The organism is Pedobacter sp. GW822-FHT03F06 (genome assembly GCF_058801365.1).
Map to the genome: position 1 here is coordinate 414,290 of NZ_JBXANE010000005.1, position 16,233 is coordinate 430,522.

Sequence of the window (16,233 nt, forward strand, 5' to 3'; positions counted from 1 at the left end):
TGATGTTTATAGTACATTAAGTAGTATTAGATATGGAAATTAAAGGAAAAGTACACGAAGTAGGTGCCACACAACAAGTAAGTGAAACGTTTAAAAAACGTGATTTAATAGTAGAATACGCAGAAAATCCAACATACCCAGAATATATCCGTTTTGAGGCTTTACAAGATAAAACTGCATTATTAGATACATTTAAAGCAGGCGATGAGGTAGAGGTTTTCTTTAATTTACGTGGTCGTCCCTGGACAGATAAAGCAGGTAAAACATCATATTTTAACAGTTTGGTTATTTGGCGTATAAACGCAGTTGCAGCAGGTGCTCCGGCAGCTACGCCAGCTTACGCAGCTCCGGTTGATGTAAGCAATGCACCAGGTGAAGATGATGATTTGCCTTTCTAAATAAAGAATCTTTTTTAAGCAAACAATTTTGAACCATGCCGAGGCTTTAGCCTCGGCATTTTTTTTGTCCCCGCCGGACTTCCCGCTGTTAAAATATGTTAAAAACAAATACTTCACTTAGCTAATCAGTATTTTTGATATCTGTTTAGATTTAAGAAGATTATGCTCCGGTTTTTTTAATTTTAAAACCAATCTAGTTCATGAAGAAAAAGAGTTTTTGGTTAATTACCGTTTTAATGACGGTGGCTTTGCTTGGTGTTTTTGTAATGCAGCTGTATTACATCAGGGAATCGTATAAACTAAAATCTCAGCTTTTTGATGAGCAGGTAAACCAAACCTTAACATCGGTAGTAAATAAACTACAGCGTAGAAATGTTGCCGATCACTTAAACCGGAAAGATGCCGAAAATAAACTGAAGCAGCTACAAGACTCCAGGCAACGGGCATTAGATATTAAGGATTTACGGCAACAATATGTACAAGAGGCAGAGTTGCGGCAAGCCGAGAGAGAAAACCAGATCGAAAGTTACCTGAACCAACAAGATAGTATTATCCGTGTATCTTATCGGGCGCCTAATGTAATTTCTGAAAGGGAATATACTTCGTTGAGTTCGAAGAACGGCGATAAGCTGGATTTGCAGATGGATGCGATTATCGATATTAAGAGCCTTATTTTAAAAGGTTATAGCATGCGCTCAAAGCCTTTTACTGCGCCACCAAAAACATTCGAATTTAAAAGCCTGCAAAGTTTGCCTGATACATTAAGGTATTTGGTTTTTGATCCCAGAGATGGTACTCCCGGTTTTGCAAATGTTCCAAAGATTCCTAACGATTTGCAGAAAAAATTTCAACGTGAAGACGAGATTGAGCGGAAAAAACTAGAGCTTAAAATTGCAGCATTGGGTAAAGATACATTTTCGTATACCCGGTCGAGTGTGGTTGAGGATGTATCTAAAGAACTTCAGGAAACCAACGTGCCAATTTATAAACGGATTAATTTTAATTCGTTGGGCGTTTTATTAAAACAAGAACTCCTTGCCAATAATATTACGATAGAACCTTCTTACCGGATTTCGTTAGCGAGAAAAGATTCGACCATTTTTATGACGGCCTCTAACGTTAAAGGAGAATTTTTACCCGAAAACACTTATAAAACCCCTTTGTTTGGGAACGATATCTTTCGCGATCCAGGGATGCTTTTCGTCAGTTTTCCGAATAAAAATTCGGCTATTATTTCTAACCTAAGTGCAACACTCGCCTCATCCATCGGCCTGTTACTGGTACTTGTTTTTATTTTCTCATATACCCTTTATGCTATTCTAAAGCAGAAAAAACTTTCGGAGATGAAAACAGATTTCATCAACAACATGACGCATGAGTTTAAAACCCCTGTGGCTACTATTATGATTGCGAGTGAAGCTTTGAAAGATCCGGAGGTGACAGAAGATAAAGCCCGGTTAAAACGGCTGGCAGGGATTATTTATGATGAAAATGTTCGTCTGGGTAGTCACATCGAACGTGTTTTAAGTATTGCCCGCTTAGAAAAAGGTGAGCTTAAAATGGAGAACACCGAAGTAGATGTGAACGATTTGATTGTGATTGTGTTGGATAGCATGGAATTGCAGCTGCAGAAAAGAAATGCGATTGTCAATGTACATACCGATGCAGAAAATGCCGTTGTATATGGCGATGAGCTCCACCTGTCTAATGTAATTTATAACCTTATTGATAATGCAAATAAATACAGTAGCAGCACACCGGAGATTACCATTACTACCCGCAATACAGGTAAAAATTTAATTATCGAAATAGCTGATAAAGGCATTGGAATGACCAAGGAGCATTCTAAACGGATTTTTGACCAGTTTTATAGGGTGCCTACAGGTAACCTACACGATGTTAAAGGCTTTGGCTTAGGTTTAAATTATGTTCAGGATATAATTAAAAAAATGAATGGAACGGTTAAGGTAAGTAGCGAAAAAGATAGGGGAACCACGTTCGAAATATCTTTACCTTTATAAACAGTTAACATCGGTACAAAAGCTTACTTTATCGATACATTAAAATAGAACAGGTTTAATTTAGCTAAAATAGTGGAGTATTAATTTAATCTACAACATAAATTAAACCGTTATGCATATTCAGAATCAAACTTTCAGTGTGGCTAGTGCTACGTATGTGAATAAAAACAAGAAAATGAAACCATCATGATTTTTCAAATCACACAGCGGGATGAATAAACGGCTCAAGCCTTCTTGAACACCGTTAAAGCATCTACATTGGTGAAAAATCTGATAGCTTCATTACCGATAAAAAACAAACTATATACCAATGAAAAAAATACTTCTGGTAGAAGACGACCCAAATTTAGGTTTATTGTTACAAGACTATTTGCAGCTTAAAGGCAAGTTTGATGTAGTATTATGCACCGATGGTGAGGATGGATTGAGAACGTTTAATAAGCAGAACTTCGATTTATGTATTCTGGATGTGATGATGCCTAAGAAAGATGGTTTTACCTTGGGTAAAGACATTAGGAAGGTAAACACACAGGTACCCATTATTTTTGCAACGGCTAAAACCATGCTGGAAGATAAATCTGCTGCTTATGATTTAGGTGGTGATGATTATATTACCAAACCTTTCCGCATTGAAGAGCTTTTACTACGTATTAATGCAATGTTTAAGCGCGTAGCCAATAAAACAGATAACAACGATGAGGCTGCCGAAACACAGTTTTCCATCGGTCAATATCATTTCGATTATACAACCCAGATTATTACGGATAACGATCACCAGCAAAAACTTTCTACCAAAGAAGCCGAGCTGTTGCGTTTATTGTGTTTGAAAAAGAATACCGTTTTAACCCGCGAAGAGGCATTGTTAAGTATCTGGCATGATGATAATTACTTTAACGGCAGGAGTATGGATGTGTTTTTGAGTAAGTTACGTAAGTATCTTCGGGCAGATCCAACGGTAGAAATTATCAACGTGCACGGAAAAGGTTACAAGCTTTTGGTAAGTTAAATTAACTAGACCAATCGTCCTCCTGAATTTGTTTCAGGATCATCATGATGCCGATTTATCGTCATTTCGACTGGAGTGCAGTCCCGAACCTTCGGGAGAGAAATCTTTTATGGATCTCTCCGCTACGGAGATTACGGATCGATGAATTAGATATATAAATTCTCCTGAATAGGAGGGATGATATTCCGTTCCTGGGCAAGTTTAAATAAAGTATCAACCGCTTTACGGCCTTCTTCGCCAAGGTTTATGCTATATTTATTCACATATAACTCAATGTGTTTGTACATCACGCTTTCTTCCATGGCCTGGGCATGCTGGCGGATAAAATCGATTCCCGATTTTGGATGCGCAAAAGCGAACTCTACCGACTGGCGGATTAAACGGTTCACTTTTAACTGTACCTCGCGATCTAAATTACGGTTGATTACGATGCCGCCCAATGGGATGGCACAACCAGTTAGTTTTTCCCAATAATCGCCTAAATCAACAATCTTGGTTAAACCTTTATCCTGATAGGTAAACCTGTTTTCGTGAATAATCAATCCTAAATCAATCTGCCCGTTAAGTAAAGCCGATTCGATTTCCGAAAAAACAAGCTCCTGTTTGTTTTGTAAATGAGGGTAAGCAATGCCCAGCAAGAAATTAGCAGTGGTATATTTTCCTGGTATTCCAACCCTTAGTTTAGCGCCTGGCGTTTGGAGTTCAGCGTCATTTTCTCCATCGAAATGATTCTTGCTGATTAATAACGGCCCAACACCAAAACCAAGGGCACTCCCAGCATCGAGTAAAGCATACTGGTTGGCAACATAGGCAAAAGCATGGAAACTTAACTTGGTGATAGCTAATTCGCCCCTAAGCGCCTTTTGGTTTAAGGTTTCTACATCATCGTAAGAAACCTCAAATTCTAATCCCTCTGTATCAATTTTATGGTGAATTAACGCATCGAAAATAAATGTATCGTTAGGGCAGGGAGAAAATCCAAGTGTAAGTTTCATCTATTTATTTTTTTGTTTTCAGTTGTTAGACGGAGCCTCTGACAATTATAATTGTTATTTTAATTGTGTCGGGTTCATAAATCAAAATTAAGTACTGTGGTAAACTAATCAGTCATAATCAGTTCATTTCTCCAACAAAAGCAATGGCCCAGTCGTTTAAGTTTTTAATCGCTAAACCAATTTTCCAATTGTCTTTATTTCTTGGTTCTACATAATTAGATATACTTCTAATCTGTAAACAATCTATATTTAACTGCTTACCTGCATAAAAAACAGCGGCACCCTCCATGCTTTCGGTTGTTGGATTTAACCGCTTAATTAGGTTTTCAATGCTTTTTTCGCTCCCTGTTACACGGTTCACGGTTATCCCTTTTGCCCCTGGTAAGTTAATCCTTCTGTGTGTTTTCGAGGTGTAATGGTTCTCCCCAAAACCTAAATCGCTTATGGTTAAAAATTCATCTCCATTTTCGGCGCCCAGCTCAGCAAAAGTATCTTCGGTTATATTTAATACGGTGCCTAAGGCTATATTCCGATCAAAGCTTCCGGCGATACCTAAATTTACCACAAGACTATATTTAGATGAAAGATGTTTGCCCAGGGCAAAGGCTGTTGCTACCATTCCAACGCCGGTGATCAGCAAATCGAAATTTTTACTTTCTACAAAATCTCCATCAGGCAAATTAAAATGTTGATAAAAGTAGGCGAGTTCGGCTTTTGTAGCAGCAACAACTAAAGTTTTCATAACGTAAAGTTAGCAGATTGTTTTCATTTAAGTTTTATGTAAGCTTTGGTCTTTAGTCTTTAAGCTTGAACCTTTATCTGTATATTTGCATTTTATTTTATAGTAATGATTTACATAACGAGAAAAGCATCCTTTAATGCGGCGCACAAATTGGCCCGTACCGATTGGGATGATGATAAAAACAATGAAGTTTATGGTAAATGTGCCAACCCCAATTGGCATGGCCATAACTATTGGTTATATGTTACAGTTAAAGGCGAAGTGAATCCGGAAACAGGTTTTCTTGTTGATTTGAAATGGCTGAAAGATGTGATGAATGATTATGTGGTAGATAAGGTTGATCATAAGAACTTGAATCTTGATGTAGATTTTATGAAAGGCAAGTTGGCATCAACTGAAAATCTGGCCATAGAAATCTGGAAACAGTTGTGGGCGCCGATTGCAGAGAGCGGTGCAGTTTTACATTGCGTAAAAATCTATGAAACCGAAAATAATTTTGTTGAATACTTTGGCTAAAAACCCGAATTAATGAGCGATAAAGACGTATTGAAAGGCGAATCGAGAGACGGTTATGTAAAAATAGACCGTTACAACGAAGATAAAATTGAAGCTGTAGCTACACATTATAAAGATATTCTTGGCCAGTTGGGCGAAAATCCAGAACGCGAAGGTTTACTAAAAACACCTGAGCGCGTGGCTAAGGCGCTGCAATATTTAACACATGGTTACGATTTAAAACCTGATGAAATTCTAAAGGGTGCAATGTTTGAAGAAGATTATAGCCAAATGGTTGTGGTTAAGGATATTGAAGTGTATTCGATGTGCGAACACCATATGCTGCCATTCTTCGGTAAAGCACACATTGCTTATATTCCTAACGGGCACATTGTTGGGCTAAGTAAAATTCCACGTGTAGTTGATGCTTTTGCCCGTCGTTTACAGGTGCAGGAGCGTTTAACGAACGAAATTAGAGATTGTATTCAAAATACCCTTAACCCTATGGGGGTTGCAGTGGTGATGGAATGCAGGCACTTATGCATGTCTATGCGTGGTGTGCAAAAGCAAAATTCGGTAACCACAACATCAGCCTTTACGGGTACTTTTTTAAGTAACGATAAAACAAGAGCTGAGTTTTTAAGGTTAATTACCGCAAGTTTAGATTAACCCCCATCCCCCTAGAGGGGGTATGGATTTAACAATAATTTTAACTAAATATTTAATTTCCCCTTTAGGGGATTAAGGGGTATGAAAGCATATATTTTTCCCGGACAGGGAGCACAGTTTGTAGGTATGGGTAAAGATCTTTATGAGCACCCAAAAGCTGCAGCATTATTTGAACAAGCCAACGAGATTATTGGTTTCCGTATTAGCGATATTATGTTTAGCGGAACAGATGAAGAGCTTAAACAAACCAATGTAACCCAACCGGCAATCTTTTTGCATTCGGTTATTTTAGCTAAAGTATTGGGCGACGATTTTAAACCAGATATGGTTGCAGGCCATTCGTTAGGCGAATTTTCGGCATTAGTGGCCGCAAATGCACTAAGCTTTGAAGATGGATTAAAACTGGTTATTGCCCGTGCAAATGCCATGCAAAAAGCATGCGAGGCACAACCATCAACCATGGCGGCTATTTTAGGGCTAGCTGATGATGTAGTTGAAAAAATCTGTGCAGAAATTGATGCTGTGGTCGTTCCTGCAAATTATAACTGCCCAGGACAGTTGGTAATTTCGGGCAGCATAGAAGGGATTGATCTCGCTTGTGCCAAACTAACAGAAGCAGGCGCTAAAAGAGCTTTAAAATTAAATGTAGGCGGTGCATTCCACTCTCCTTTAATGGAGCCTGCAAAAATTGAATTGCAGGCAGCTATAGAGGCCACTGCTATTGCTGCACCAATTTGTCCGGTTTACCAAAATGTTGATGCAAAGCCATATACCGACCCAACTGAAATTAAAGGCAATTTAATTAAACAATTAACGGGTGCTGTACGTTGGACTCAAACAGTAGGGAACATGTTAGCCGATGGTGCAACAGAATTTGTAGAAGTTGGTCCAGGTAATGTGCTACAGGGATTGGTTAAAAAGGTAAGCCGCGAAGTACAAACCAGTAGTGCTGCCATAGCTTAATTTATTCAAAATAGAATATTTTGCCAACGCCATAAACTCAGCTGTTTATGGCGTTGTTTTTTATCAATATTTAATATCTTTATCCGTAGATGAAAATGAGCTTTGGTGTAAAAATAAGATTTCTATTGCTTGTTTTGGGCTGTTGCCTCATTGCAACTTCTATTTCATTAAGTCGGTTTACAACCAAAAGTGAGCTCCTGGAGCACGACGCGCAAGAGATTCAACAGAACCTTTTGATTAAAGAAAAAGCGGTAAAAAGCTTTTTGGCTGATAAAAATCAGGTTACTAAGGCTAAAAAGTTTCATCTCAACCCGCAAAATGCGATAGATTTTATCAATACCTATCGCAAAAATAATGGCATAAACCTGTTAACCTATCAAAATAACCAACTTAAGTTTTGGAGCACCTATAAAGTTGCAGAAATAGATCCAACTACAATAAAAGAGGGTAGTTCGGTCTTGTTTTTTTATAACGGATGGTATGAGGTGATTAAAAGTACCCAGGGTAATTTTAGCTTTATTTTCTTGATCGGTATTCAATCTCAGTATCCTTTTAAAGAAACAAAGTATTTTAAAAATGATATTGATCCAATTTTATCGAATACCAAAATATTAACGCTTGCATCTTTCACCGATAAGGATGTGTATGTAATAAAAAGTTTGGATAATAAGTTTTTATTCGGACTTAAGGTTAAACCAGGATATTCAGAAACCCATTATTCAGGTACACAATTATGGTTGTTTGTTGCCGGTATGTTATGCATCTGCATGTTTTTTAACTCTTTAAGTTCGTTCATCGCCAGGCGTGGACACATTGCATGGGGTACTTTTTTGCTATTGTTTTTCTTCCTAGCCTTTAGGTTGACAGATTTATATTACGGTTGGTTTAACCACAGGTTTACTTTAGATCTATTTGATCCCAAGATATATGCCGATAATTTCCTGATGCCTTCGTTGGGCGATTTTCTGTTAAATGTAATAGCACTCACCTGGCTGCTCTTATTTATGTATAACCATAAGGAGCAATATAAGTTTCCGGAATGGGTTAAGCGGAGCAAAATAATTGGCATTGTTATTCAGGCTGGATTAATGGTGTTGATCGGTCGGATAGTTTGGGATACCGATGACATTTTCTTTGGATTGATTTTTAACTCAAAAATTAATTTCGATATCGTTAATATCCTTAAACTCAGTGGAACCAGCTGGGTAGGGATTGTCATTTTATGTCTGGCCTGGTTTCAGATTTACCTGATAACTGCTGTTTCGGCAACAGTAAGCAGCCAATTAAACGTAAGTAATAAAGAGCGGGCCATTATTTTTTTAATTGGCTTTGCAGGTGTTTTTATCTACAAGCTAGTGGTGGATTTTAATGCGTTTTTTATCGTTTTTGCCCTTGTATTATTTATCGTGGCACGGGCTGTTTATTTAAAAGAAAAGAATTTCTCAATCGGCATGTTTGCCATTGTGTTTTTCTGTCTGGCTTTTAATACTTCCATTAAATACACCAAATATAAGGACATTAAGGAAAGAAGTTTGCGCGAGCCTTTGGCCAGAAAGGTACAATCGTCAGAAGATCCGAATGCCATTATTGCTTTAGGTACTTTGGGTAATGAAATTGTTAAAGATAACTTTCTGACAAGCTATTTTACTCAAAACCGAAAAGGCAGTTACTCGGTGCTAAAAAATCATATTAAAGATTATTTAGATGGCTATTTAAACCGCTACGATTATCAGATTTATCCATATGACAGACTGGGTGCTGCGATAGAAAATTCTGATACGCCACCAATTGATAAGTACAAAAACCTAGTTGAGGCCGGGTCTGTTAAAATTGATGGATCCAACTTTTTTTATCAGGTTAACAATACATTTGGTTATCAGGATTACTTTGGTATCATCTCCGTTGTAGATAAGGGCAGTTTATTAGGTACACTCGTTATCGAACTCCGCTCGAAGCCCTATAATTATAACAATCGGCTACCCGATCTTTTAGGCGATCAAAAATTGATCAAAGACGAAGATTTTAAGGGGTATTCTATTGCCTTGTACAGCAATAATAAATTGCTTAATCAATCTGGAAATTATACATATCCCTTAGATGGCAGCATCTTTAAAGGTAAAAAAGATGATTTTATAACCAGTAATGATGATGAACTTCATTACAGCCATTTAATTTACAAGCCAACTAACAGCAAAATGGTTGTTATCAGTAAAGAGAAGGTAGATTATGTAGAACGTTTGGCGGCGCTATCGTTTTTCTTTCTGATATTTATCATCTTCTCCTTGTTACTTTATGGATTAATATGGCTAATCAAAAACCTTGACGATGATAAGGTGGGCTGGTTTAGTATCAATAGGTCTTTAATGATCAATGCCAATAAAATTTTGTACAAAACCAGAATCCAGGTATCTATTGTGCTGGCTGTTGTTGCAACACTGGTTATTGTAGGTTGGGGAACTTACTATTATATGAACAATGAGTACCGTGGGCAACAGGATACGATATTAAAAGATAAGATAAGGAAGGTGCAGCAGAATTTTGAGAAACAGATTTTTAGCAATGGCATAATTGCAAACGACGAGAACGCTGCAGCAGATTTTAACAATTTTGCTGATATCAATAATGCGGACCTGAACCTATACGATCTGAATGGTAACCTCATCATGACCACTTATCCAAAACTCTATAATTATAAAATTATCGGTAAAAAAATGGGGCCATCTGCCTTTGCTTCTTTAGGGGGCTTGCATCGTTCAGAATTTATCAATACGGAGGAAAAGATAGGCAACTTAACCTACGCTGCAGCATATGCTCCCATCAGGAATGCACAAAATAAAACAATTGCCTATATCGGCCTGCCAAATTACTCTACCGAAGAAGAATATACAGATAAACTGGCGCTTTTTGTAAGTAACCTCATTAATCTCTATGCTTTGGTATTTGTGGCTATTGGTGTATTGGCTGTATTTTTGGCCAATCAGATTACCAGTCCCTTAACTTTTATTCAGGAGAGTATCAGTAAAACGAAAATCGGGCAAAAGAACGAACCCATCGTATGGCGTAGGCATGATGAGATCGGCTCTCTGATTAAGGAGTATAACCACATGATTGCAGCCTTAGAAGATAGTGCGATTAAGCTAGCCAGATCGGAACGGGAGAGTGCCTGGCGCGAAATGGCGAAACAGGTTGCCCACGAGATCAAGAATCCGTTAACGCCCTTAAAATTAGGTGTTCAGCTGTTAGAAAAATCTTGGAAAGAGAAAGATCCAAACTTCGAACTGAAGTTTAATAAATTTAGCAAATCGTTTATAGAACAGATTGATAGCCTTTCGAAGATTGCTTCTGAGTTTTCTAATTTTGCCAAAATGCCCGATACCAACCTGGAGCGCCTTTCTTTACTCCCGATTATTGAACAGGCGAGAGAAGTATTTAAAAGCACGGAAAATGTAACCATTGATGTACTTAACAAAAGTGATAAGGACATCGAAATCATGGCCGATCACGATCAGCTTTTGAGAACGTTTAACAACCTGCTTAAAAACGCAATAGAAGCTATTGATGAGGAAAGTTTATGCTGCATCACCATCATCATATATGTAGATGCAAAAAATGCATATATCGAGATAAAAGATAATGGAAAAGGTATTCCGCTGGTCCTGCACGATAAAATATTTGTACCTAACTTCACTACAAAAACGTCAGGTACAGGTTTAGGCTTAGCCTTTGTTAAACAGGCTGTAGAAAATGCTGGCGGTTCGGTTAAGTTTACTTCGATAAGCGGTTTAGGAACAACGTTTTATCTTAACTTTCCTTTGGCTTAAATTAAAAACAGGTAGAGATTGATTAATCAGGAGGTGGATTTTATCTCAGCTCCACTTGAGCCTTGCCCATGGTATTGCCATCAGCATATAAAATTACGGTATATATGCCCTTTATAAATGGTTTAGGGTTTGCCCAATCGATAACATAGGTACTGTCATCGTTATTGTAGTTAATAAAAATAGAGTGGCTGAACTGCATATCCTGCCCATCGGCCTCAAAATGGTTTCCTTCGTCTGCAAGCAGATTCCCAGCGGGATCGAATACCCGGAGATAAATGTTATGATGTCCTTTTTCTGCCAATTGGTTGGGCACAACATTAAAACGCACGCTTAACTTCTCGGCAGTAGATGATTTGGTTACTTCTACTTTTTTGCCGCTTGATTTTGTTCTGAAAGCAATAATTTCGGCAGATTGAAGCTTTAATGCTGCGGCAGTTTTAACTTTTGCATTTAAATTAGTGTTTTCGTTTTCTAAGTTTGATGCCTTACTGCTGATGTTTCTTAGGGTGTTCTGTAGACTATCGCGACTGTTTTTTAGGAAAATGTTGTCTTTCTGCAGCTGAATAATCTGATCATTGTAGTTTTTTACAAATGTTTTCAGTTCATTAATCTGCGCATTGGCTTTATCGAGTTCGCCCTGGGTAATCTGGTTTTTTTCTAAAGCGGCTTTAAGTTCTTCGATTTTTACCCGGGCCAGCTTCTGCTCTTCAACAAGCTTCTCATTTAAATCCAGGTTCAGTGCATTAACCTTATCCAGTTCAACCTCAATCTTTTCTACCTCGAGCCGCAGTTTATCCTTCTCTGTACTAACTGTTACAAATCTTTCACTTTGCTGTCGATCTTTAAAAAACAAGTAAGCATTTGTGCCAATTAAAGCTGCAATAACGATGACCAGGAAGTAAATTTTGTTTCTATCACCCTTATTAATCTTTTGTGGTTCCATTTTTAATAACGCTGTATCTTCTGTAAATTAATATACTTTTGTTCTCCATAGGTAAATGGGGGTACACAATTAATTTTAGCAGGGCGCAAATTAAAATTTTTAATAAACTTATAAGAGTTTTTAAAAAAAATCGTTTACTTGCTAATGTTCATTTGTATTCAAATCAACACAAACACACAACCTGAATAAAAAATAAGACAGAAATAATGCTTAAAAACTTCCTATACGCACTTTTATCTTTAACTGTAGTACCTTATATATTAAATGCACAACCTTTATCAAAAATTGCACCAAAAAGGGAGTTTAGGGGTGTTTGGGTGGCTACTGTTACCAATATAGACTGGCCATCGAAGCCAGGTTTAAGCATCGATCAACAAAAGCAGGAGCTGATTGGTATTTTAGAAAGACATAAAAGTCAAGGGATGAATGCAATTATTTTGCAGGTTAGACCAGCAGCTGATGCGTTTTACGCAAAATCCAGAGAGCCCTGGAGCCAATGGTTAATGGGTAAACAAGGTTTAGCACCTGCACCTGGTTACGACCCTTTGGCCTTTGCCATTAAAGAAGCTCATTTCAGGGGAATGGAACTCCATGCCTGGTTTAATCCTTATAGGGCCAGTATGAGTAGCTCAGCTGTTTTAAGCGAAAACCATGCTTATCGTAAACACCCTGACTGGTTTTTTACCTATGGTGGCAAAAAACAGTTTGATCCGGGTATTCCGGATGTAAGGGAATATATTGTTCAGGTAATTTTAGATGTAGTAAAAGGATACGATATAGATGGAATTCACTTCGACGATTATTTTTATCCTTATAAAGTAGAAGGGCAAACGATTAACGATGGAAATACTTTTTACAAGTACCCCAATAATTTTTCAGATATAAAAGATTGGAGGCGCAATAACGTCGATCTGCTTATCAAGCAGTTGGATGATAGTATTCACCACTATAAAAAATGGGTAAAATTTGGCATTAGTCCTTTTGGTATCTGGAAAAATAAAAATGAAGATCCCGAAGGTTCTGCTACCAGCGGCCTATCCAATTATGCAGAACTTTTTGCCGATAGCCGTAAATGGGTTAGAGAAGGTTGGGTAGATTATATCAACCCTCAAATTTATTTTACGTTTACCAGAAGAGTAGCGCCCTATGGTATTTTGGTCGACTGGTGGAGCAATAATACTTTTGGTAGGCATGTTTATATCGGACAGGGTGCCTATCTGGTAAATTCGAGGGCAGAAGCAGCCTGGAAAAACCTGGGCGAAATACCCAATCAGATTAGATACATAAGAAATAACAACCGGATTCAGGGGAGCGTGTTTTTTAGTTCTAAATCATTAAGTACAGTTGCTAAAGCGGTGGGCGACTCTTTAAAGAATGATTTTTATAAGTACCCTGCTTTGCCGCCGCAAATGCCCTGGCTGGATGAAGTGCCGCCAAACGAGCCCCAAGCATTAACGGCAGATGCACTAAAAGATGGTGTGCATTTAAAATGGCAGCTTCCGGTAAAGGCAAAAGATGGAGAAACGGCCTCGGGATTTGTAATTTACCGGTTTAGCGAAGGTGAAAAAATTTCAGTACTCGATCCTAAGAACATTGTTAAAATAAGCTTTGAAGATTATCTATCATTTATTGATACCAGTGTAGAAAGCGGAAAGCGGTACAGCTATCTCGTGACTGCACTAGACCGATTAAAAAATGAAAGTGAACCGAGCGGGCCTGTTGGTATCGAAGTGCCTTTAGCGAAGGAGTAATAAGCACTATTTTTCTTTCTTATTGGTCGATTCTCTTTCTACAACAGCTGGATCGAGCACGATATGCTCCATGTTGGCATATGGGCTCTCCTGATTAATCATTTTCAAAAACATTTTAGCACATTCTATGCCCATTTGCGGTGCATGCTGATCAATTGTTGATAGATTAGGGGTAATGTAAGCGGAGAATGCTTCATTGGCGAAACCAATTACACCAACTTCAGGGGGTGTCTCATCAATCTCTTTAAGCTTTTTAATTACACCTAATGCGGTAAAATCATCACCTGCAATAATAGCATCAGGTTTGTTTCTGCTGCGCATTAACTTGCCAGCACCAAACCGGCCGTCTTTAATGGATAAACCACCAAAAATAATATGTTCTTTCATTAGTGGAAGGTTATGGTCGGCTAAGGCTGCTTTGTATCCTTCTAAACGATCGTTAAATATTTTAACCTGATGAACGGTGGTTACAAACGCAATTTTTTTATAACCCTGATCGATTAAATGTTTCGTAGCGATATAACCTGCCTTGAAATCATCAAGTGTAATGGTCGGGACTTTTAGTTCTAGATTTACTCGATCGAATAAAATAAGTGGTTTATTTTGCTTAATAATTTCGGCAAAGTGCGAAACATCTTTTGTTTCTAAAGACATGGAGGCCATAATGCCGTCTACCTGCGCCTCTAGTAAAGTTTTAACGCCGTTTATTTCGTTCTCTAAAGATTCGTTAGATTGGTAGATAATAACACGGTATCCGCTGTCTTTCAGCCCGTCTTCTATGCAATGGATAATAGATGCGAAGAAATGTGCTTGTACACTTGGTACAATTACACCAATAATATGGGTTTTGCCAGATTTTAATGCAGAGGCGAGTTTATTTGGGCTATAATTTAATTTTTTAGCCATTTCAACAACGGCCTTTCTGGTGGCGTTACTTATTGCCGGAAAGCCACTAAGCGCCCTGGAAACTGTCGAAACAGTAATATCAAGCTCCTTGGCTATATCGTATATGGTGGTTTTCTTTTTCAATTGCAGAGGGGGACAATCAATTACAGCGTAAATTTACTAAACCTTAATAATAATGTTCTTTTTATACATAAAATATAATATCACATAAAAACCGAGCACATAGGTTATGGCCCAAACTAAGGAAGCATTTATCGGGCTAAAAAACGGGCTGTAACAAGTTTCATAGAAGCGCACCAATAATCCTGTTTTTGTACCATCAGGTTTGGTAATCTGGATCAGGTTTAATACTCGGGGCATTAATCCTGCTAAGAAAAAGACCGTTATGGCATTTACACCATAAACAACAAAAGGAGTAGTGAATTTTTTGTAACCCTGAACATCAATGATCCAGTAACAAAGTGCCAGTCCAATTGACGCCAATCCACCTGCGTAGAGCACATAAGAACTTGTCCAAAGGGCTTTATTGATCGGAAATTGTAAATCCCAAAGTAAACCTAAAATAACAGCGGTTATGCCGGCAGTAAATAACCAGGCCACCTTAGTTGGATTGTCTACATCTTTTTTGCGCATCCAAACACCAACCAAAATGCCAAATAAGCAGGTTCCTACCGCCGGCAATGTGCTTAAAATCCCTTCCGGATCCCAGGTTTTAGACGATGCCCAGGTATGTGCTTCTGTTAAAATACCGCGGTCGATCCAGGCGGCTAAATTGGTTTCTTTTTCCAGGTTGGGGTAGCCTACTCCCGGTACAGGAATAAATGTCATTAAGGCCCAATAAAGGGCAAGGATTACAACAAAGATTTTGAATATGGTTTTGTTCGGTACCTTGATGAAAATGATACTGCTAATGATAAAAACAATGCCTATTCTTTGTAAAACACCTAAAAGACGAACCGTTTGAAAAGCCTCCCAAATCGATCTGCCATCTATTATGGCACTGATAATTTTCCCGAAAATGGCTAAAAAGAAACCGAGTAAATAAAGTATAATACCACGTTTAATGGCTTTTATGATTGTTTTTTGATGTGTAGACGGGTCTGTTTTACTATTGCTCATGGCAAATGCAATGGATACTCCAACAATCCATAAGAAGAATGGAAAAATTAAATCGGTGGGTGTACATCCATTCCATTCCGCATGCGCTAAAGGCGCGTAAATGTGACCCCAGCTGCCCGGATTGTTCACTAAGATCATTGCGGCTACAGTTAATCCCCTGAAAAAATCAAGAGATAACAATCGGGATTTAGGTTCGGTCATGATTAGCTTGTTTGGGTTCAGCAAACTAATTTAGAATATTGTTTTTAGAATGAGAAATAAATAAGAAGTAAGGAGGATGAAGGGAGCGATAAATTTAACCAGATAGATCTCTCCATTCTGCTGCGCTCCAGTCGTATTCTAGGTTTACCACAATTGCAAATTTATTTTAAGAAAAACTCTTTTTTTGGAGTTTTTCTTAGCTT

General features: G+C 38.0%; 13 protein-coding genes. 8 read left to right on the plus strand and 5 right to left on the minus strand.

The genetic code is table 11. The annotated features are described in order from the left end of the window. The first annotated feature begins 32 nt into the window (after window positions 1–32). The 3 genes from AC1RJ8_RS11510 to AC1RJ8_RS11520 all read left to right on the plus strand — a co-directional run bounded on the left by AC1RJ8_RS11510 (window position 33) and on the right by AC1RJ8_RS11520 (window position 3,425). A complete protein-coding gene (locus AC1RJ8_RS11510; protein ID WP_057933226.1) occupies window positions 33–398 on the plus strand; it encodes a DUF3127 domain-containing protein in 366 nt (121 codons plus the stop codon). A 200-nt stretch (window positions 399–598) separates the two neighbouring features. Further along, the gene (locus AC1RJ8_RS11515) at window positions 599–2,419 is read left to right on the plus strand and encodes a sensor histidine kinase (RefSeq protein ID WP_492953928.1); all 1,821 of its coding nucleotides are present in this window, start codon (window positions 599–601) and stop codon (window positions 2,417–2,419) included. A 310-nt stretch (window positions 2,420–2,729) separates the two neighbouring features. Further along, window positions 2,730–3,425, plus strand: a complete 696-nt coding sequence (locus AC1RJ8_RS11520) for a response regulator transcription factor (RefSeq protein ID WP_029274212.1) — start codon at window positions 2,730–2,732, stop codon at window positions 3,423–3,425. Window positions 3,426–3,571: 146 nt separating this feature from the next. Here AC1RJ8_RS11520 and AC1RJ8_RS11525 read toward each other — a convergent pair whose 3' ends face one another. Together AC1RJ8_RS11525 and mqnB are read right to left on the minus strand one after the other, a co-directional pair. Further along, the gene (locus AC1RJ8_RS11525; protein WP_492953929.1) at window positions 3,572–4,420 is read right to left on the minus strand and encodes a menaquinone biosynthesis family protein; all 849 of its coding nucleotides are present in this window, start codon (window positions 4,418–4,420) and stop codon (window positions 3,572–3,574) included. 118 nt (window positions 4,421–4,538) lie between these two features. Next, window positions 4,539–5,162 (minus strand): futalosine hydrolase, encoded by a 624-nt coding sequence (mqnB, locus tag AC1RJ8_RS11530; protein WP_492953930.1) that lies wholly within the window; start codon window positions 5,160–5,162, stop codon window positions 4,539–4,541. Window positions 5,163–5,267: 105 nt separating this feature from the next. Between mqnB and AC1RJ8_RS11535 the strand changes: the two genes are divergently transcribed. From AC1RJ8_RS11535 to AC1RJ8_RS11550, 4 genes are all read left to right on the plus strand, one after another. Beyond that, complete coding sequence (locus AC1RJ8_RS11535; protein ID WP_029274209.1) at window positions 5,268–5,678, plus strand: 6-pyruvoyl trahydropterin synthase family protein; 411 nt, start codon at window positions 5,268–5,270, stop codon at window positions 5,676–5,678. Between the two features lie 12 nt (window positions 5,679–5,690). Further along, entirely contained in the window at window positions 5,691–6,326 is a 636-nt protein-coding gene (folE, locus tag AC1RJ8_RS11540; RefSeq protein ID WP_029274208.1) for a GTP cyclohydrolase I FolE, read from the plus strand. A gap of 81 nt (window positions 6,327–6,407) precedes the next feature. Further along, window positions 6,408–7,289 carry an ACP S-malonyltransferase gene (gene fabD / locus AC1RJ8_RS11545; RefSeq protein ID WP_492953931.1) on the plus strand — a complete coding sequence of 294 codons (882 nt, stop codon included), beginning with the start codon at window positions 6,408–6,410 and terminating at the stop codon, window positions 7,287–7,289. A gap of 89 nt (window positions 7,290–7,378) precedes the next feature. Then, complete coding sequence (locus AC1RJ8_RS11550) at window positions 7,379–11,110, plus strand: sensor histidine kinase (protein WP_492953932.1); 3,732 nt, start codon at window positions 7,379–7,381, stop codon at window positions 11,108–11,110. Between the two features lie 40 nt (window positions 11,111–11,150). Here AC1RJ8_RS11550 and AC1RJ8_RS11555 read toward each other — a convergent pair whose 3' ends face one another. Further along, window positions 11,151–12,053 carry a DUF8428 domain-containing protein gene (locus AC1RJ8_RS11555; protein ID WP_492953933.1) on the minus strand — a complete coding sequence of 301 codons (903 nt, stop codon included), beginning with the start codon at window positions 12,051–12,053 and terminating at the stop codon, window positions 11,151–11,153. Between the two features lie 206 nt (window positions 12,054–12,259). On the opposite strand from AC1RJ8_RS11555, the gene AC1RJ8_RS11560 reads away from it, so the two are divergent. Further along, window positions 12,260–13,804: a glycoside hydrolase family 10-like protein gene (locus AC1RJ8_RS11560; RefSeq protein WP_492953934.1), complete on the plus strand. Its 1,545-nt coding sequence runs from the start codon at window positions 12,260–12,262 to the stop codon at window positions 13,802–13,804. 6 nt (window positions 13,805–13,810) lie between these two features. On the opposite strand, the gene AC1RJ8_RS11565 is transcribed toward AC1RJ8_RS11560, so the two are convergent. Beyond that, a complete protein-coding gene (locus tag AC1RJ8_RS11565; protein WP_492953935.1) occupies window positions 13,811–14,833 on the minus strand; it encodes a LacI family DNA-binding transcriptional regulator in 1,023 nt (340 codons plus the stop codon). Window positions 14,834–14,869: 36 nt separating this feature from the next. Next, window positions 14,870–16,030: an acyltransferase family protein gene (locus AC1RJ8_RS11570; protein WP_492953936.1), complete on the minus strand. Its 1,161-nt coding sequence runs from the start codon at window positions 16,028–16,030 to the stop codon at window positions 14,870–14,872. Window positions 16,031–16,233: the final 203 nt, after the last annotated feature.